At 36.6% G+C, this 19,445-nt stretch carries 19 protein-coding genes and 1 tRNA gene; 13 read left to right on the forward strand and 7 right to left on the reverse strand.

Annotated features, from left to right (window positions below):
- The first annotated feature begins 416 nt into the window (after positions 1 to 416).
- The 6 genes from fdrA (at position 417) to J3U74_RS11345 (ending at position 8,041) form a co-directional block, all read left to right on the forward strand.
- Entirely contained in the window at positions 417 to 2,084 is a 1,668-nt protein-coding gene (gene fdrA, locus J3U74_RS11320) for an acyl-CoA synthetase FdrA (protein WP_267329092.1), read from the forward strand.
- A gap of 14 nt (positions 2,085 to 2,098) precedes the next feature.
- Complete coding sequence (locus J3U74_RS11325; protein WP_220217484.1) at positions 2,099 to 3,355, forward strand: DUF1116 domain-containing protein; 1,257 nt, start codon at positions 2,099 to 2,101, stop codon at positions 3,353 to 3,355.
- A gap of 3 nt (positions 3,356 to 3,358) precedes the next feature.
- Positions 3,359 to 4,315, forward strand: a complete 957-nt coding sequence (locus J3U74_RS11330) for a DUF2877 domain-containing protein (RefSeq protein ID WP_267329091.1) — start codon at positions 3,359 to 3,361, stop codon at positions 4,313 to 4,315.
- A gap of 3 nt (positions 4,316 to 4,318) precedes the next feature.
- A complete protein-coding gene (gene allS, locus J3U74_RS11335; protein ID WP_220217482.1) occupies positions 4,319 to 5,242 on the forward strand; it encodes an HTH-type transcriptional activator AllS in 924 nt (307 codons plus the stop codon).
- 65 nt (positions 5,243 to 5,307) lie between these two features.
- Complete coding sequence (locus J3U74_RS11340; RefSeq protein ID WP_220217481.1) at positions 5,308 to 6,540, forward strand: pyridoxal-phosphate-dependent aminotransferase family protein; 1,233 nt, start codon at positions 5,308 to 5,310, stop codon at positions 6,538 to 6,540.
- Between the two features lie 217 nt (positions 6,541 to 6,757).
- Positions 6,758 to 8,041, forward strand: coding sequence for an MFS transporter (locus J3U74_RS11345; protein WP_267329090.1), 1,284 nt, complete (start codon positions 6,758 to 6,760; stop codon positions 8,039 to 8,041).
- 223 nt (positions 8,042 to 8,264) lie between these two features.
- On the opposite strand, the gene fabB is transcribed toward J3U74_RS11345, so the two are convergent.
- Positions 8,265 to 9,476, reverse strand: coding sequence for a beta-ketoacyl-ACP synthase I (fabB, locus tag J3U74_RS11350; RefSeq protein WP_220217479.1), 1,212 nt, complete (start codon positions 9,474 to 9,476; stop codon positions 8,265 to 8,267).
- Between the two features lie 281 nt (positions 9,477 to 9,757).
- Between fabB and J3U74_RS11355 the strand changes: the two genes are divergently transcribed.
- From J3U74_RS11355 to J3U74_RS12580, 3 genes are all read left to right on the forward strand, one after another.
- A complete protein-coding gene (locus J3U74_RS11355; RefSeq protein ID WP_267329089.1) occupies positions 9,758 to 11,023 on the forward strand; it encodes a putative DNA modification/repair radical SAM protein in 1,266 nt (421 codons plus the stop codon).
- 3 nt (positions 11,024 to 11,026) lie between these two features.
- The gene (locus J3U74_RS11360; protein ID WP_267329088.1) at positions 11,027 to 11,824 is read left to right on the forward strand and encodes a TIGR03915 family putative DNA repair protein; all 798 of its coding nucleotides are present in this window, start codon (positions 11,027 to 11,029) and stop codon (positions 11,822 to 11,824) included.
- 87 nt (positions 11,825 to 11,911) lie between these two features.
- A complete protein-coding gene (locus J3U74_RS12580) occupies positions 11,912 to 12,055 on the forward strand; it encodes a DUF4130 domain-containing protein (RefSeq protein WP_370633948.1) in 144 nt (47 codons plus the stop codon).
- A 170-nt stretch (positions 12,056 to 12,225) separates the two neighbouring features.
- Here J3U74_RS12580 and J3U74_RS11365 read toward each other — a convergent pair whose 3' ends face one another.
- Entirely contained in the window at positions 12,226 to 12,984 is a 759-nt protein-coding gene (locus J3U74_RS11365; RefSeq protein WP_267329087.1) for an MlaA family lipoprotein, read from the reverse strand.
- A 125-nt stretch (positions 12,985 to 13,109) separates the two neighbouring features.
- Between J3U74_RS11365 and J3U74_RS11370 the strand changes: the two genes are divergently transcribed.
- Positions 13,110 to 13,181, forward strand: a tRNA-Arg gene (locus J3U74_RS11370).
- A 541-nt stretch (positions 13,182 to 13,722) separates the two neighbouring features.
- Here J3U74_RS11370 and J3U74_RS11375 read toward each other — a convergent pair.
- On the reverse strand, positions 13,723 to 14,337 hold the full coding sequence (locus J3U74_RS11375; protein WP_220217473.1) for a type VI secretion system-associated protein TagO: 615 nt from the start codon (positions 14,335 to 14,337) through the stop codon (positions 13,723 to 13,725).
- A gap of 215 nt (positions 14,338 to 14,552) precedes the next feature.
- Here J3U74_RS11375 and J3U74_RS11380 point away from each other — a divergent pair, with 215 nt between their 5' ends.
- From J3U74_RS11380 to J3U74_RS11390, 3 genes are all read left to right on the forward strand, one after another.
- A complete protein-coding gene (locus J3U74_RS11380; RefSeq protein ID WP_267329086.1) occupies positions 14,553 to 15,167 on the forward strand; it encodes a hypothetical protein in 615 nt (204 codons plus the stop codon).
- Positions 15,168 to 15,525: 358 nt separating this feature from the next.
- Complete coding sequence (locus tag J3U74_RS11385) at positions 15,526 to 15,792, forward strand: hypothetical protein (RefSeq protein WP_267329085.1); 267 nt, start codon at positions 15,526 to 15,528, stop codon at positions 15,790 to 15,792.
- 520 nt (positions 15,793 to 16,312) lie between these two features.
- Positions 16,313 to 16,918, forward strand: a complete 606-nt coding sequence (locus J3U74_RS11390; RefSeq protein WP_220217470.1) for a hypothetical protein — start codon at positions 16,313 to 16,315, stop codon at positions 16,916 to 16,918.
- 415 nt (positions 16,919 to 17,333) lie between these two features.
- Here the strand turns inward: J3U74_RS11390 and J3U74_RS11395 are convergent, their stop codons facing one another.
- The 4 genes from J3U74_RS11395 to J3U74_RS11410 all read right to left on the reverse strand — a co-directional run bounded on the left by J3U74_RS11395 (position 17,334) and on the right by J3U74_RS11410 (position 19,317).
- Positions 17,334 to 18,509, reverse strand: coding sequence for a hypothetical protein (locus J3U74_RS11395; RefSeq protein WP_267328908.1), 1,176 nt, complete (start codon positions 18,507 to 18,509; stop codon positions 17,334 to 17,336).
- Positions 18,506 to 18,724 (reverse strand): hypothetical protein, encoded by a 219-nt coding sequence (locus J3U74_RS11400; RefSeq protein WP_267328909.1) that lies wholly within the window; start codon positions 18,722 to 18,724, stop codon positions 18,506 to 18,508. Before J3U74_RS11400 ends, J3U74_RS11395 begins: the two co-directional genes overlap by 4 nt.
- Positions 18,725 to 18,884: 160 nt before the next feature.
- Positions 18,885 to 19,112 (reverse strand): hypothetical protein, encoded by a 228-nt coding sequence (locus tag J3U74_RS11405; RefSeq protein WP_267328910.1) that lies wholly within the window; start codon positions 19,110 to 19,112, stop codon positions 18,885 to 18,887.
- Positions 19,113 to 19,125: 13 nt separating this feature from the next.
- Positions 19,126 to 19,317 carry a Lar family restriction alleviation protein gene (locus J3U74_RS11410; protein ID WP_267328911.1) on the reverse strand — a complete coding sequence of 64 codons (192 nt, stop codon included), beginning with the start codon at positions 19,315 to 19,317 and terminating at the stop codon, positions 19,126 to 19,128.
- Between the last annotated feature and the right edge of the window lie 128 nt (positions 19,318 to 19,445).

Consider the following 19,445-nt stretch of genomic DNA (forward strand, 5'->3'; position numbering starts at 1 on the left):
CTCAACTTGCTAACTACGATACTATTAATAGCAAATAATAATGTGATCAAACCAGCTTTTTTGATTTTGTAAAATTTAATTAAATTAATGAGTTATTATTATAAAAAATTTTTTAATAATAATTTATCTATATGATTTTAAATGATTTTATTTTTTTAATTCAATTGCCAATTTGTGACATCTAACCTACTTATTCAATCATTTTTACGTAATATATAAATACAGTCTGATAATTAGATTTAATAGATAAACTCATTACCAGTGTAATGACACAGATCCAAACGGGTATCAGAATTCGCCTTGTGAAGTTATTTTATTCCGTCATAGAGATGTTTCAAAACATGTGATGAGTGGCTATTGAGTTATATTCAATCAGTGTTTAGATAACTATTTTTATAACTGAGAGGCAAATTCTCATGATTCAATCTTTTATAAAAAAAGGAAGCTTTCAAGACTCGGTCAGTTTGATGTTAATCTCGAAAAAACTCAGTAATCTTGAAGAAGTTGATGAAGTTTCTGTCATGATGGGCACTCCTGCCAATAAATCGTTGCTAAATGCCACCGGTTTTTGGAGTGATACTTTCAACGATGCCACCCCAAATGATATCTGTGTTGCTATCAAAACCCATGATGATTCGACAAACGTTATAGCGCTGATTAGTGATCAGTTAGAAGATGCATTGAAAAACATTGCTCAGCAACAACAAGGCGGAACAAAACTACTTAAAGCCCGACGCTATGCCAGTGCCACCGAAAAGCTACCCGATGCTAATCTTATCTTAATTTCCATTGCCGGCGAGTATGCAGCTGAGCTAGCCGATCAAGCGTTAGATGATAATAAAAATGTGATGATATTTTCCGATAATGTTTCGGTCGATGATGAAGTCCGTTTAAAAACTAAAGCTGATAAAAAAGATCTGATCGTTATGGGGCCTGATTGTGGTACTGCAATTATTGCCGGCGCCCCTTTAGCCTTTGCTAATGTGATCCCGAAAGGAAATATCGGCGTAATTGGTGCATCCGGTACCGGTATTCAAGAGGTGATCTCGCAAATTGCCTTATTAAATCAGGGGATTACTCAAGCGATCGGTTTAGGTGGTCGTGATCTGTCTGAAGAAGTAGGCGGTATTAGTGCGCTTACGGCACTAAAAATGTTAGCGGCTGATGAATCGACTCAAGTGATTACTTTTATTTCTAAACCGCCTGCAGAAAATGTGCGTAAAAAAGTTATTACCGCAATGAAACAGATCAATAAGCCAATTGTTGCTCTGTTTTTAGCCTCAAAAATTGATCAGCCACAAGAAGATAATATCTATTTTGCCAATACCTTAGATGAAGCGGCCAGATTGGCTTGTTTATTGGCGAAAGTTGAAGCGGCAGCCTGTCAGTTACCAACGGTTGCAGGTAAAACTATTAGTGGTCTTTATACCGGCGGAACTTTAGCGGCCGAAGTGGCAATGTTTTTAGCTAAAGCGCTCGATCTTGCTGTTAGCCACAGCCATGATAAAGGCATAATGTTAGATCAAAACGGACATAAAATTATCGATCTAGGCGATGATTTTTATACAGTTGGCAGACCACATCCAATGATTGATCCTTCAATTCGTGAAGAAGAAATTGCGCAACTTGGTCAACAGCCTGCGGTTGGCGTTGTGTTAATGGATCTGGTTATTGGTTATGGCGCGAATGCCGATCCAGCCGAATCAGTAATTAGTGGCTTTAGCCGTGCTTGTGCTGCGCGATCTGCTGATAATCCGTTAATTGCTATTGTGACTGTTACCGGATCGGAACAAGATCCGCAGTCGCGTCATCAACAAATTGAAGCACTCAAATCGGCAAATATCATTGTCATGGACAATTTACCGGAAGCTGTATTACTTGCCAAAAGACTTATCACCGCGGGTCAAGCGTCAACACCGGTTAAATCCTATCCTTTATTAAGCCATATTAGCGTGATCAATGCCGGGCTACGTAGTTTTGCTGAAGATCTTCAAGCATCAAATATTCCAGTGGTGCAGTATCAATGGGCGCCAATAGCGGGTGGAAACAAGAAGTTAGCGGCTATTTTGAAAAAATTAAATTAAGAGGTTTTGATAATATGAATACATCAATCAATGAAGCAAACCAAGCAATTATTGAGCGAATTAAAGCCGCCAGACCACACTGGATAGGGGTTATTGCGGCAAAAGAAGCCGTGCCAACGTTAGCACAAGGATATAAATTATTACATGCAGGCCCACCGATTGTTTGGCACGATATGACCGGACCAATGCAAGGGGCGTGCATAGGCGCTTGTTTATTTGAAGGCTGGGCACAAGACGAACAACAAGCCTTGCAATTGCTCGAAAATGGCAAAGTTGAATTTATTCCTTGTCATTCAGTAAATGCAGTAGGCCCAATGGGGGGAATTACTTCGGCAAATATGCCAATGGTGGTGGTTGAAAATATCACACATGGTAATCGAGCTTACTGTAATTTAAATGAAGGTATTGGCAAAGTGATGCGTTTTGGCGCTTATGGTGAAGAAGTGCTCAATCGTCATCATTGGATGAAAGTGTCATTAGCACCCGCATTAAATGAGGCATTAAAGCTTTTTGATAACGGTATTGATCTGACGGCACTAATGGCACAAGCTATTTCAATGGGTGATGAGTTCCACCAACGCAATATTGCCGCTTCCGCACTTTTACTGCGCACTTTATCGCCTAAATTAGCTTTACTTAACCGTGATAAAGCGGAAATGGCGAAAATTTTTGAATTTTTAAGTGTCACCGATCAGTTCTTTTTGAACATAGCAATGGCATTTTGTAAGTCAGTTATGGACAGTGCGGCACAAATTCAAGCCGGCACAATTGTGACTGCTATGACCCGTAATGGTAAGGATTTTGGTATCAAAGTCAGTGGGCTAGGTGATCAGTGGTTTACTGCACCAGTAAACACGCCGCAAGGGTTATTTTTCACCGGTTATTCTCAAAAAGATGCCAACCCTGATATCGGTGATAGCGCCATTACCGAAACTTTCGGGATTGGTGGGGCAGCTATGGTTGCGGCGCCGGGGGTAACTCGATTTGTTGGCGCAGGTGGCGCAGATGTTGCATTAGAAATATCAGAAGAGATGAGTGAGATATTTTTAGCGCACAATATGCTATTTCAAATCCCTTCATGGAACTTTCAAGGTTGTTGTATGGGATTGGATATTCGCCGTATTGTGGAAACCGGCATCACGCCTCTTATTAATACAGGAATTGCCCATAAACAAGCAGGCGTGGGTCAAATTGGTGCAGGCACCGTACGTGCTCCATTAGCGTGTTTTGAAAAAGCACTCGAGGCGTTAGCAGAAAAATTAAAAGTGTAATTTATGAATCAAACACATGCAGTAAACGCAAAATTATTAAAAGCGATGACCCAATCGCAACTCAACGTTAAGTTATCTGCCGATGAATATCGGCAGCGCTGCATGTTATTGATGCCAAATTGTTGCTCTCCTATAAAGCCATTAGTAAGCAGTTCACAACTGCCTTTGCGTGAAGGCAAATTGACTGTTTTTAGTCAACATCGACATACCATTAATTTGATTAATCAGCAGCAACAATTAATTACTCTTCATCGCTATGGAAGTGGATTTGCGCCAATGGGTAGGGTGCTGAAAACCGCAGATTTTGACACTGTTCAAGCCGCACTAACAGATAGTCATTTAACTATCAATCAAACCATTAACGGCGAATTAAAGATTGGTCATATCAGCATCGTTCAGGCGAGCCATATTTGCGATTTAGAATTAAAGCCCGATCCTGCTTTATCCTTTGATAAAAAGGGTGTTGCTCAATTACTGCAACAGATCAATAATTCTACTGGGGTACACGGTCAGTTAGGCAATCTGATTCTAACGCCGTATCAAGCAGAATTAGAAAATTTATGTCTCCAATTATCGAATTTACTGGCAGGTAATCGCGCCGATCTCACCCCTTATATCGGTTTAGGCGTAGGATTAACCCCGAGTTATGACGATATTATCGTTGGGATCTTAGCGGTACTGGCGTGTGATGAGCGTTTTTATGCGCCGTTACAACGATTGCAAGACGCTATGCAGTCTATGCCGTTAGATAAACTGACCACCACCATTAGTGCCACTTTTTTACAGTATGCGTTAAAACGCCAATTTTCTTTACTGGTTATGCAAGTGGTTAGAGCATTAGCACAAGGTAAATACCACCATGTATCGATCCATAAATTATTAAATTATGGTCATACATCCGGTGCCGATCTTTTACTTGGCATTTGGCTAGGTATCGATCGTTTTATTATTAGGGATTAAATCATGTTAGATACTGAAACAATGCGAACATTTACTAAAGTGGTTGAGTGCAATAGCTTTTCAAAAGCCGCTAAACTTTTATATAAAACCCCTGCCGCTATTAGTTATCGCATTAAATCATTAGAAGCAGATCTTAATACCCAGCTCTTTGAAAGGACAACTCGCACAGTCAGTTTAACGCTTGCCGGTCAGCATTTATATGAGCATTGTAGCCAGTGGTTATTATGGTTGACCACCATGCCTGATGAGTTACAACAGATTCGGGACGGGGTTGAACGTAAGGTGAATGTTACCATCAATAATTTGCTTTACGATGTTGATGCTGTGACCGATTTGTTAACCCATTTGAAAGAAAAATTCCCGTTTACTAATTTTAATTTTACCCGCCAGGTTTATATGGGGGTTTGGGATTCGTTGCTTCACGGTGAATGTCATCTTGCTATTGGTGCAACAGGCACTGAATCATTGGATAACATGGTAAATATATTTCCATTAGGCGAAATTAGTTGGGTATTTATTGCGGCAAAAAATCATCCTATTACTCAATTAGAAGGTCCATTATCCAACGAAATACTCCGTAAATATTCTGCTGTTAATATTGAAGATACCTCTATTCATATGAATAAACGTGTTGCATGGTTGTTGCCAAGTCAGTCTGAAATCATTGTACCGAATATCACCACCAAATTAGCTTGCCATTTAAAAGGCTTAGGTATTGGCTTTTTACCTAAGTCGATCTGTCAACCTTATTTAGATTCGGGTGAGTTGGTTCAATGCCAAGTGATTAATGAGCGCAAGCCTTCGCCGCTCTCATTAGCATGGAAAAAAACGCATATGGGTAAAGTGATGAGTGAAATTGTGAATCTGTTTAAGTTTCATCACCCCATTACGAATAATTTTTTGAAAAATATCGATAAGAAAAGATAGTCACCGCATCACAATGTAATGTGAATGTTAACAAGATTAAATCGAAATCAATAAGGGAAAAATACATGTTAGACCTAGACAAATATGATCAAATTAATCCGCCGTCTCGATTACTTATGGGGCCTGGCCCAATTAATGCAGATCCGCGTGTAACAAGGGCTATGGCTGCGCCATTAATTGGACAGTTTGATCCCGTGATGACAGATTATATGAATCAAACTATGGCACTTTATCGTGATATTTTTAAAACCAAAAATGAACAAACGTTCGTTATTGACGGTACTGCTCGAGCCGGTATTGAGGCCGTATTAGTTTCAACCATTCGCCCGGGTGACAAAGTGCTTGTGCCTGTATTTGGTCGTTTTGGTTTATTACTGTGTGAAATTGCACATCGGGCAAGGGCGGAAGTTCATACTATTGAAGTGCCATGGGGAGAAGTTTTCGATCCAAATGTTATTGAAGATGCAATCAAAAAAGTGAAGCCTCGATTATTACTTTGTGTGCAAGGCGATACTTCGACAACTTTAATCCAACCATTAGATAAAATTGGTGAAATTTGCCGTCGCCATGGCGTACTTTCTTATGTCGATGCAACTGCCTCGATTGTCGGTAATGAGCTTGAAGTTGATAAATGGCAACTTGACGGGGTTTCAGTCAGTTTACAAAAATGTTTAAGTGGCCCGCCGGGCGTTGCGCCTTTAACACTTAGCCCACAAATGGTTGATATTATTCAGTCTCGTAAATGTGTTGAACTTGGTATTCGTGCTGAAGGTGATAGTAGCGGAAGTGATGAGATGATTTATTCTAACTACTTTGATATCGATATGATCATTCGCTATTGGGGCGCTGAGCGTATCAATCATCACACCGAAGCAACCTCAATGCTCTATGCGGCAAGAGAGTGCGCTCGTATCGTGCTTCAGGAAGGGTTAGATAATGTTATCGAGCGTCACCGAATTAATGGCGCAGCAATGGTTGCCGGCCTGCAAGCTATGGGACTGGAGTTATTTGGTGATCTTAAACATAAAATGAATAATGTGGTTGGGGTAAAACGTCCCGATAATATTGATGATCTGCAAGTGCGCAATTTGATGCTAAACGATTTTGGCATTGAAATTGGTGCTTCCTTTGGGCCTCTTAAAGGCAATGTTTGGCGTATTGGTACTATGGGCTATAACGCAAGAAAACCGTGCGTACTGCAAACATTAACCGCATTTGAAGCAGTGCTTAATCGTGTTGGATTTAAAACTACGCAAGGTGCCGGCTTACAAGCGGCTTGGGATGTTTATCAAAAATAGTTGGTCATTAACATAATAATAAAAGCTCACAACAAGTGAGCTAGCTTTATACCCAGTGAAGTTATTGCTAGATGAGTTACTTCAAGTGCGGCTGCATGGGCTAACGTTGGTAGCATAAAAATCAGGTTATTAACCATATTACCTTATTGCAACAAAAGGTAACCCTTTTTGCAGCAGGTTATTTGGGATGTTACTTTAAAATGCATAAGGAGATTCAATGAATATCTCAGCTAATAAAATGCCTACATCTGGGTATAATCAAAAAAAATGGAAAGGGCGTTATACCATTTTATTATTATTGTGGTCGGGTTGGTTATTATCGTTTCTTGATCGAATGGTCATGAATGTCTCGTTGCCTTTTATCGGCACTGAGCTTGGTTTAGATAAAACCGTGCAGGGCTCGATAATCAGTGCTTTTTTTATTGGTTATGCGCTGTTTCAAATTCCCGGTGGCTATTTATCCGATAAATTTGGGCCACGTAAAGTTATGGCATTTGCCATTATATGGTGGTCAATATTTACCTTCTTTACCGGGCTGATCTATTGGTTGCCTTTGATGTTGTTGGTACGATTCCTATTTGGTGCAGGTGAGGGCTGTTTTCCAGCGTCCTCGTGGAAAGTCATTGCCACTTATTTTCCCCCTCATGAACGAGGACGAGCAACCGCCATTCAATCTTCTGTTAATACCTTAGGTCCGGCAATTTCTGTTGTTGTGGCCGTGACTATCATTGAGTGGCTAGGCTGGCGAGAGGTTTTTGTCATTTTAAGTGTACCGGGTCTTATCTTAGGCTTGCTTATTTATCGCTATATTCGTAATCATCCGGCAGAAAATCGCTTAATCAGTGCCGATGAGTTACATCTGTTAGAAGCAGATCAAAAAAACGATAAGAAAAATATTGAGATGCAAACTCGATCGTTTTCATTGCTTGCGGTATTAAAAATGCCAATCCTTTGGAAGTTATCGCTGATTTGGTTTTTATTTGATATCACCTTTTGGGGATTTACGACCTGGTTACCCAGTTATCTACTTGAGGCAAGGGGCTTATCGCTGTCTAAAACAGGGATTTGGGCTGCCATTCCGTTCTTATTTGGGGCTTTAGGCACCTTAGTTGGCGGGTATTTTGCCGATAAGTTTCAACAACAACTTAAATATCTTTATGGCATTACAGCACTGTTATCCGGCGCTTTTTTGTTTTTAATGTATCAGGTTGAAAATCTTAATGCTGCTATTGTCTTCCAATGTATTTCAGCTTTATTTATGTTTATCGCCTTTGCGATTTTTTGGGGAATGTTGATGCATCTTATCCCAACCGCCATTATGGGCAAAGCGTCGAGTGTTGTTAACTTTGGTGGACAAGTTGCCGGCGTGGTTTCACCGTTTATCATCGGCTTTTTAATTGATAATGCCAGTGGTGGATATCATCATGCCTTTTTATTTATGGTGCTATCACTTATAGGATCAGCGGTTTTGACCTTTTTTATCCAAAAAATAACACTTTAAGGCAATTTTACTTAGGTTGTAATTGAAGGATTTTTAGAGAGAAGTAGCCAAAGATTAACAATTTAGCCAACGGCGCAATATATGCAGGCAACAATTAGACTGAAGATTTAATACTTAGCTTAATTGAAATTAATCAATGATTAGCATTTGAAGATAATATACCAACAAAAAAACCGTTCTTATGAAGTGAACGGTTTTTTTATTTTGCTAATTGATTAAAGCATTAGCCTTGATATTTTTTCATGACAATTGATGCGTTAGTTCCACCAAAACCGAAGCTATTAGACATTACTGTGGTTAATTCACGTTCAGTCGGTTCGGTGATAATGTTCATGCCGATAGCCGCTTCATCAAGTTCGTCGATATTGATACTTGGCGTGATAAAGCCGTGCTCTAACATGAGTAATGAATAGATAAGCTCTTGTGCACCGGTTGCACTTAAAGAGTGACCAGTCATCGATTTGGTTGATGAAATTGCCGGGATATTATCACCAAATACTTCTTTGATAGCCCAAAGCTCTTTAACATCACCAACTGGAGTTGATGTACCATGAGTATTGATATAATCAACCGGTGCATCTAAATCCGCAATCGCCATTTGCATACAACGCATTGCACCTTCACCAGACGGCGCTACCATATCATAACCGTCAGAAGTAGCACCATAACCAACCAGCTCACCATAAATGTGAGCGCCACGGGCTAATGCATGTTCAAGCTCTTCAACGACCACCATACCGGCACCACCGGCAATAACAAAGCCATCACGGTTGGCATCGTAAGCACGTGAAGCTTTTTCCGGCGTATCGTTATATTTAGTCGATAAGGCACCCATTGCATCAAACTCACATGACATTTCCCAGCACAGTTCTTCACCGCCACCGGCAAAAACAATGTCTTGTTTGCCCAGTTGGATTAGTTCGGCAGCATGACCAATACAGTGAACAGAAGTTGCACAAGCTGAGGTCATTGAATAACTCACACCTTTGATTTTAAATGGTGTTGCTAAACAAGCCGAAATAGCAGATGACATCGATTTAGTCACGGCATAAGGTCCAACGCCACGCAATCCTTTTTCTTTCATACCAGCCACAACATTATATTGTGTTTTTGTCGATCCACCGTAACCGGCAATCAATCCTGTGCGAGGATTAGAAACTTGTTCCGGGGTCAATTTAGCATCTTCAATTGCTTGTTGTAATGCCAGATAACCATAGATAGAAGCATCATTCATAAATCGGACAATTTTTCGATCAATTAGTCCTGTCGTATCCAGTTTTACATTTCCGCATACATGGCTACGCATTCCACTATCTTTCATTTCTTGTGAAAAAGTAATGCCGCTTCGACCTACTTTTAATGATTCGAGAACTTCTTTAGTATTGTTCCCTATGCTTGATAGAATCCCTAACCCTGTAATAACAACACGTTTCATTTAATGCTTTACTCCTAAATTATCTGGCTTTATATGAAAACTTCCGCTGATTATAGCGTACAGTTGTAAGCTGAACAATACCTTAACTCTTTTTTTATAATCAATTTCATATCAACTAGTTGATTAATCGAATTAATATTAAAAAATTTAATAAAACAAAATTCTATCGTCGCTTCATTTTTATGATTTAAACAACGCTTTTAATACACAATATTTACTTGCGATGCGAATACTCATTACGTTATACTGTACAAATATACAGTTTATAAGTGAGTGAATAAATGAATGAGAAAATGATAGCTAAGCTTGAAATATTAGCCGAATCGGCAAAATATGATATTTCTTGCGCTTCGAGCGGCACTTCTCGAAGTAATAAGCATAAAGGCATTGGTAATGCTAGTAGCTGTGGCATTTGTCACAGTTTTACTGCCGACGGTCGTTGTGTTTCTTTGCTAAAAATCATGCTCACTAACTACTGTATGTTCGATTGTGCTTACTGTATCAATCGACAAAGTAATGATATCCCTCGTGCCGGATTTACGCCAAAAGAGTTGGCTGATTTAACGATTGAATTTTATCGCCGTAACTATATTGAAGGGCTATTTATTAGTTCCGGAATTGTCAGAAGCCCGGATCACACAATGGAAAAGATGATTCGTGTGGTCAAAATTTTGCGCAATGAGTATCATTTTAATGGTTATATTCATATGAAAGCTATACCCGGCGCAAGTAATGAATTGATCACCGAAGCGGGACTATTGGTCGATCGGATGAGTGTCAATTTAGAAATTGCCACCGAAAAGAATTTAAAATTATTAGCGCCGGATAAAGATCATCAAAGCATCTATCAACCGATGCGCCATATCCAGCAAAACTTATTAGAGAATATCGAAGATCGCAAAAAAATTAAATCGACTCCAAAATTTGTTCCGGCAGGGCAAAGTACGCAAGTGATTATTGGTGCGACCGATGAAACCGATAATCAGATTTTGCAATTAACCGCCAAATTATATAAGCGACCAAGCATGAAGCGGGTTTACTATTCGGGTTTTATTCCGGTAAACAGCTATGACAGCAGATTGCCGGTTGTGCAAGAAGTGCCAAGAGTTCGTGAAAATCGATTGTATCAAGCCGATTGGTTGCTACGATTTTATGGTTTTGATGTGGAAGAAATTGTTAATGAGCAATATCCTGATTTAGATTTAACGGTTGATCCTAAACTTGCATGGGCAATACGTAATCCGCAATGTTTTCCGGTTGATGTAAATCGTGATAGCTATCAAAAAATTTTACGGGTGCCGGGCATTGGGGTTAAGTCCGCTAAAATGATAGTATTAGCTCGGCGTCATCGTAAACTGAATTTAGAGGCGCTTAAACGTATTGGCGTGGTATTGAAACGAGCACAATTTTTTATTGTTTGTCATGAAATGAAAACATTTAAATTGCTTGAATCTTCAGCCGAATATATCCGCCTTTCCTTGCAAGAACCACCACTGCTGGAAGCGAAAAATCTAAATGTGCCGCAACAATTGGTTATGGGGTGGTAGTTGATGCTTGCCTTTAGTTATGATAAAAGTTTTGAAGGATTACTTTGCGCTGTGTTTGATGCTTTTAAACTCAAACAAATGCCGGAATGCTTATTAGGGAAGGGTGAGGTGGCGCCTTTATTGGTTTCTAATATCCATGATGTCGAATTTCGTAATAGTAAATATGAACGAGTGATGAGCGCGCTAAATAAAAAATTAGCGAAAATCTCACTTAATCATTTAATGTACGTGTGGTTATCGGAAATTCCGGAAAGTGATTTAATTATCTTTCGCTATATTTGCAAAGTGTTTAAGTCTCAGCAATCAATCGAAACCGATTTTGCCGATCCGGATGTGCTTGCAGTACATGAAATTGCCAAAAAAGTCAGTAAAGAGAGACATCACTTAATTCAATTTGTCCGTTTTAATACTATTGAAAGCCCGACAGATCAGAATCATGCTAAAGAGAAAATCTATTTTTCTGTTGTGGCGCCTATTTATAATGCTTTGCCTTTGGTTTTGAAGTTTTTTAAAGATCGCTATGCTGATCAAAAATGGGCTATTTATGATGAAAAACGACAATACGGATATTTTTATGATTTAGAAAAGATCGAACAAATATCATTAACTGATCAAGATGATTTGTTGGTTAACAGCAAAATTAATCAAAAATACTTAACGGAAGATGAAGTTTTGTTTCAGACTATGTGGCATCGTTATTGCCAAGCTTTGACGATAAAAGAAAGGGTTAATCCAAAATTACAACGGCAACAAATGCCTAGACGCTTTTGGCATTATCTGCCGGAAATGCAGGGGTTATAAGAGTCTATTGAAATATAAATTTTGAGCGAACTTATTATAAAATTGAGCTTTTATCGTAAATTGTGCCCCAACTAATAGTCAGTACTGTTGAAAGATGAAGTTTTTTTTCAGACTATGTGGCATCGTTATTGCCAAGCCTTAACGATAAAAGAAAGGGTTAATCCAAAATTACAACGGCAACAAATGCCTAGACGCTTTTGGCATTATCTGCCGGAAATGCAGGGTTTATAAGAGTCTATTGAAATATAAATTTTGAGCGGACTAAGTATAAAATTGAGCTTTTACCAATATTGTGCCCAATTAATAGTCAGTACTATTGAAAGCGGTTTAATGATCATTAAAAGTGATATAAACAGAAACCGCCGAGCTTGTCGGCGGTTGTTAATGTTGATTCATCATTATTATTGTGAATCGATATCATTAATAAAGCTGTTAATGCTTTCTTCTCGTTGCTGTTGTTTTTGTTGATCGACTTTACCACCGGAAGCATTAAAATCATTACGTTGGAAATACGCATTTCGCATGAAGTTATAAGGATCATCACTATTTTTAAGCATATCTTCATATTCAATCGCAACGGCGCGAGCTTCAATACCGTCAACTACGCCACGGGCTAGTGCCCATTGCCAATCTAACCAAACCAGTGGTGGGTAAAGGGTATCGACAAGATCACCACCTTCTTGTCTAAGTGTCGCTGATCCATAAAATGGTAAAACGACGTAAGGTCCGTAAGGAACATCATAATGACCTAACACATCACCAAAACTGCGTCTGTTTCCTTTCTTTAATTGCGGATCAGCCATGCTGGCAACATCAAATACCCCTGCAACACCAAAAACAGTATTGATAAAGAATCGGGCTAAATGGGTACTGGCTTGATGAACTTCGCCTTGAAGCAAGTTATTTACCATAGATGCCGGTTCAGATAAGTTAGATGAAAAGTTAACGACGCCTTTACGTACAGGAGACGGGACATAATCTTTCCATACTACTGCTGCTGGACGCAAAATATAGGGATCAAGCGCATAATAATTGACGTTGAACATCGCTTTATTAACCCCAGACAACGGGTCGCTATATGTATTGGTTTCAGGCTGATATGTAGCGCAACTGGTTAGCGCTAATGCAGTAATCATCATTCCAATTATTCTTTTTTTCATAATATATTCTTCTATTATTGTTAATATTATTGATAAGCTAATTGTATCATGTTTGTATAAAATGGAAAATTTTTGTTATTTAATTGGTATTATTTGTTTAAATTGATTAGAATAACCGACCCGGTGACCTCATAGTTAAATGGATATAACAAGCCCCTCCTAAGGGCTAGTTGCAGGTTCGATTCCTGCTGGGGTCGTATTCGTTCAATCCGGTAAAATTGATAATCCGCCTTTACAACCTTATCAGAACTTATTTTTTTCATTGATAACATATCTAAAAAAACGCCTTCAATTATTTCAGATTGATAACTTTTCTAAACTGTTTACGGTATATTTGACGGTATTTTGAGATAACCTATCAAAAATACCGTGATTGGACTTATTCATAGAAGCAATTAAATTAACAAAGCATAATGATAAATTGTATAACATACCAAAAGTGGAAAGCTAAATTTCAAATAATTGTTTTATATGCACTATGAATTAACAACGTCATCAGTGTCTAAAAGGTTATGATCGCCGTTTGATCTGAATTTGTTTTTAATAGAATAATAAATATTACTTTCAATTGTTGGTTAGGAAGGATCTTTTATAAGTTAAGATTTATGATCATAATGATGAAATTGATCTTTGTATTTGAAGCGAAACGGATCAATTTCATCTTTGCTTAACATTTAATGTTGAGATTTGTGTTTAAGGTAATCTAATATATTTTAAAGAATTTAGTTTTCCATACCATTACCAACCACATGTTTCCCTTAGCGGTTTTATTGCTTCATCAAGCCCGGTTAATGTAAATGTTGTATTTACTGCTGACTCACCGTATGGTGTGACTTGAATAAATAATTTATTTTTTCCGATTAATTCCTTAATAAAATCCGTTGTCTTTTTTGATCGGGTGCTTGAATAGAATATTGCTTTATGATCATTTGAAATATCCCATCTTCTATTCGATACCGCTTTTTCAGAGTCAATACGTGTTATGGGCGTTAAACCATTAGAACGTAAAAATGTATCAAAATCGATATATAATTCAGTTACATTCTCTTTACATCTGATATATAAATGAGGTGTTATTAAATTATATCGCGCGTTTATTGGACGATCAGCATTCAGTCTTATGGTCACAGATTTACTATCATCAACGGGTGATACGCCTTGTTGGACAAACCATTTGCCCATGGCATTTTTATCTATCGAGCTTTCAGTTTTTTTCTCGAATATCTTATCGTAGCATGCAAGTCTTTGAGTTGAATCAGTCAGCGATTTACAGCTGTCGATTTCTTTCTCAAGTTGATCATTAGCGAGGGCTAAAAAAGGTAAAGCAATTAAGGTAAATAAAGTCTTTCTCATAATAAAAATCAATAAGTTAAACGCTCTTTAATAGTATTGTATTTTTTGGGGGAAATCAATGCTTAATTGTTGATTATCTATCGCTGATTTGGTGAATAATGGACAATTGATTACATCATGTTTATCTGCGTGGTTTCATTTTTTTATAGTTATTGCAAATCATCAATGGTACAATAATTGAGCAAATATAGAAAATTTACTATTGAGGAATAGAGATGAAAAAATTTTTACCATTAATGTTAATTTGTATTGCTTTTTTAATATCATCTTGCACCACGTATAAAGATGAAAGTTATTCTGAGCCTCTTCCTAGTGATAAAGTCGCCAAAGTAACCTTTACTTATTCCAAAAATTTTAATAGTAGTACTGCAATGATTTTTGGTGTTTTTTCAATGAGTAAAACAGAAGGTAATTATCTCAATAATACAGAAACTAAAATAAAATTTGATGAAAAAACCAAGGATCGTAACTTTGGCATACCAACTCCAAATAATAGTGAAATTGCATATAATGTTTATATTCCAGCAAATAAGACTTTTAAATTTAATGCTAGTATTTGGCATTATTGGTATTCAAACCTCTCTGATACATCAGGAGAAGAAAACAGATCCAGTTCATGTAGCTATGATAATATAGTATTTACACCAGTTGAAGGTGGTGAATATTTGGTTTTTCTTGATAACCTTAATAATAACTATAAAGATGCGCCAAGATGCTCTTTAACAATAAAACAATTTGTTAAAAGCAAATCAGGTAATCAGTGGGTGGATATTCAATACACATTCAAAAATACTAATGGACGTGATGTTATGACTACCTATTCAAGATAAAATTTAATTCATCTATTATCATCACATAGGCTAAAAAACCACCTTAGGGTGGTTTTTTATTGTGCAAATTTCATAAATTTCGTATTACTAAGCCAAATTATTTATAGAAAAATGTATGAAAAGGATATGTATCACCATTTTATTATTTTTATCTCATCGAGTCTTTATGCAATGAAACTAATGACCAAGATTGGAGCGTTAACATCACTATTACTCCTATTACAGATAAAAAAGTTTTTATATTCACTATTGATATAACGAAATATAAAGAGGTTAAAAGTGCTGAGCTTATGGTTAGTTGTGAAAGGGTAGGTCTTATACCACAGTCAAAAAACTGGCAAGACAACCAAATGATGCAATGAAAATCATTTTTAGAGTAAATAAAGAAAAAATAATTAAAATGCAATGGGGTCTGCATAGAGGTGATGTCAGTGTCAAAAAAGAAGAATTTATGAATGAAGTAATTCAAAATGATTGTGAATATAAAATAAATCGAAGTTTGATAAAAAATTCCATCAACAAATTTACTTTTGACATTGAGATGTTTTTAACTTGCTCAAATGAAAAAGGAGAGGCGAAAAAATCAAAAAGCCAAATAAAAAGAATCTGCACTAGAACAAAATAAGACCCTGTAAATAAATTTGTGTATTTGTCTATTTTTGAACTACTCTAATGAGTAAAAAACAGGTAGATAAAAATGGACTAAAAAAAGACAAAAAAGCATGACTAAATTGTGGTTGTCATTGTTCGTTATTTATAAACTGTATATTAGTAAGTTTGATAATCACGTTTTTTCATCTATTCAATACAAACAATATGAATATAGCCATCAAAAAAAACTCGATAATTACCAACGCTTAACCTGTGTTGATATTTATAATTAGTTAAGGATTTTGCATTAGTACAATTCGGCATATTAACTAGCTCATCAGTTTTATGGAAAGAACGTTAATTAAGAGATTTTTTCAGAATTAAAAATAAAATTTAACAGCATCAAGTTAAATTGAAAATGTTAAAATTTGTGTTTGTTCCTGCATGTTAATTAAAGCTATACCTTAACATAAATTTTAAAATGTCGTTTCAAATGATAATAAATGTGTTATTTTATATAAAATGGTTTTCCACCATTATATAGGAAATAATTGATGGTTAGATTAGTCAAAATTTTTGTTGTCACTATGATTGCTTTCAATGTAGCGTCTTGTTCGAGTGACGGTGAGTTATGCGTGTTTGGTACATGGGTTAGTGAAGATTCTAATTATAAAAGGAAATATTGGCGATCGACTTTATGGAATAAATCTAAAGCTTCAAAGCATGATTTAGAAAAATGTAATCAAGAAGCAGAAAATATAAAGGTTAATCTTGAAAAGATCTTCCTCGATATATGTTCAACTGGGCATATATCTCAAGAGAATTTAGCATATGCAATCTCGATTCAGCACAATTATCTTGAGGGTTATCATTTTGGTAAAGACTCTGAAGAGATGAAAGGAACTATAGATCAGATTTTCACCAGATTTTTCATAAACAACGACAGTAAAAAAGCTTCTGAAGCTTATAAACTAAAACTGGCGTGCGCTCGTTATATACCAAAAGATGGTATTTACTATGATTATAAAGTTGTAGGTCCCGATTCTCTATTTTATAAAAGTTTTAATGAGTATAATTTTGAACAATGTATGCTTAAAAATAACTTTGAGCTAATTGTACCCACTAAAAAGACAACATACTGCAAGGGCATTATGTGGTAAATTTATGTGGGTAATCTTATGAGCTAATTTATTGTTATAACTGAGCGCTTTAGTTAAATAAAACTAATGTTTCTTAAAAGTTTTACAACAAACTATTTAAAGCATAATCGAGTAAGTACTCAATTTATGGAAATGAAGGACGCAAAAGTTTACTATAAAATAGTATGAGTTTTACCCTAGAAAAAAATCGAGGTGATGATGAATTCTTGCTAAGCCTTTTCGGATAAGGCTTTAGAATGGTACGCCCGGGTGGACTCGAACCAATGATCCCCACCATGTCAAGATTAAAGCCTAACAGTGAAAGTAATGATAAAAATCAATATATTAAATTAATTTTCACTGTATATAAAAACAGGTATTTTAGGGAAAATAAGGATTATAATAATCAATAAGTTAGGTAGAGTTTTCCTCCCACTTAAATTACGATTTGAGCATGCGGAACTTCAACCCATTCAATGTGATTTTTAGTATAAATTTTTGTTGATTTTTCATCGCTGTGTGCCATTCTCGCCTGCGGATTAATTCCCTGTTGTTCAAATAAATGCGCAGATAATGCACGGATTTCATGAAACGTGGGACGATATTCGATTGGTAGGTTACCCATAACGCCTATTTCATCTCTAATTGCAGAAAAAGCCTTGCTTAAATAACCTGCGTCAACCTGTGTAAAATGATCGACGTTTTTATTTATCTTTGTAGCTTTCTCTGGCATTCGGTGAACAACATAAGGGCTTAACACTAGATCGCGACTATTATCTATTATTCGCTTAAGTTGCTCGCCAATGGGTATGGCTATATGTGCAGCCTCCTTATCTTTTGTTTTTTGACGATTGATATAAAGAGTGCCATAAATGCCATTAAGTGGGGCATCAAGCCAAATACAACCACTTTCACCGTAACTAGGTGATTTAATAGAGTATTTAATTCTTGACACTTCAAGTCTTGCTTGAGCCGTTTGTAACGAAAGCTCCATTGCTGTTTTTAACCAAAGCGGAGCATGATTTTTTATTTTAATGAAATCTTCTATTGATAAACGTTTACGTTTCTTGCCATCTAGTTTTTTAAGTTTTTTACGTGTAGCAGGATTATCCATCATTATTGATTCATCTACAGCATATGAAAATAGTTTTTTCAAAAACATCACTTTTCTGTTTTGAACTTCGGCCGAACCGTTAGCATGATATTGCTTCAGATATAAATTAACGTGTTCAAGATCAATGTCAGTTGATGCAATAGTGCTAAAAAACTCTTTTGCCCTGATAGAATCATTAGTCAGCCCTTGTTTAACTCGTTCTGATAATTTTTCCTCTTTAAAAATACGTTCCATTAGATGATCAATATGATTAGAAAATGGCTGATATTCTCCTTTATCGCCGCCTGATTCTATCACCAGAGTTTCTGTAGATAGAATATTTTTATATCTCATTCGATTGTTGTATTCAATAGCGATGGCTATAGCGCGAGATTTATTCGCTCCCATTAATTTTCGAACACCATTTGTTAATGTAAAGCGGTATTGTTTTTTGGATTTGTCATACACCAAATAATCAGGCAATTCTTTATACGAAGATTTTCTTGAGCGTGGTGTCATGCTGATGCCTCCATTAATTTTGAAACCTCATTACTAATGTTACGATCAACTCCAAAGATTTCGTTTTCATAAACCCATAATGCGCCATCGTCATCAACTAAGCCTTTTATTTTTCCTTTTTCAATCCATTTTTTTATTGTTTTACGATCTGGGATTGAATTTTCGGCAAATTGAGATTTAGCCCAGATCGAAGCTTTAACTAGTTTGTTTCGCATAATTTTTCTCCTAATTTAATATCATTTTTGCATTAATCTCTCATCAACAAATAACATTCTGCAATAGCACGGCAGGGGTTTTTGTTGTGCGTATGAATTGCGTCAAAGGTAGCCATCCATCCGTTTAAGCATTTTTCTAGACTAATCTCATTATTCACCATTAAATTAAACGCGTCATAATAGTTAGAGCAAACAATACATCTTTATTAATTCCTCTATCTATTTTTCTGTCATGAACTTTTTCAGCAATCAGATGATTTATTTCCTCATCCGGTAATCCGCTATATTTTTCAAATGTATTAGCCTTTGGTTTCAAAATCCCGCCATTTATTTCCTTCATCCATTTATCTATGGATTCAAGAGTTGTTGATGATTTACATTTTTTCATTAATTATTTCTCGCTATTCTTTGGTGTAGTTAGTCGATTCATCAATTCTTGAGTTCCAAGCTGATTGTGCATCATTTTTAGTCTCTCTAAATCGACCCATTGCTCCGCAATTGTTACATTCCACTGCATAGCAGTTGTAGTCGATATATTTAACAGATAAATCTTTACTACCGCAAAACGTGCAGGGTTTTAATTGTTTAGTCATAATCATTTCCTTGTTATTTGTTCACTATTGAGTTAATACGTTTGTCTACGAGAGCAACATATTCATGATTCAATTCACATAGAATTGCATTTCTATTATTGGCCATTGCAACTCCTGCGGTTGTTCCA

The sequence above is a fragment of the Gilliamella sp. B3892 genome (assembly GCF_026536305.1).
GTDB lineage: Bacteria > Pseudomonadota > Gammaproteobacteria > Enterobacterales > Orbaceae > Gilliamella.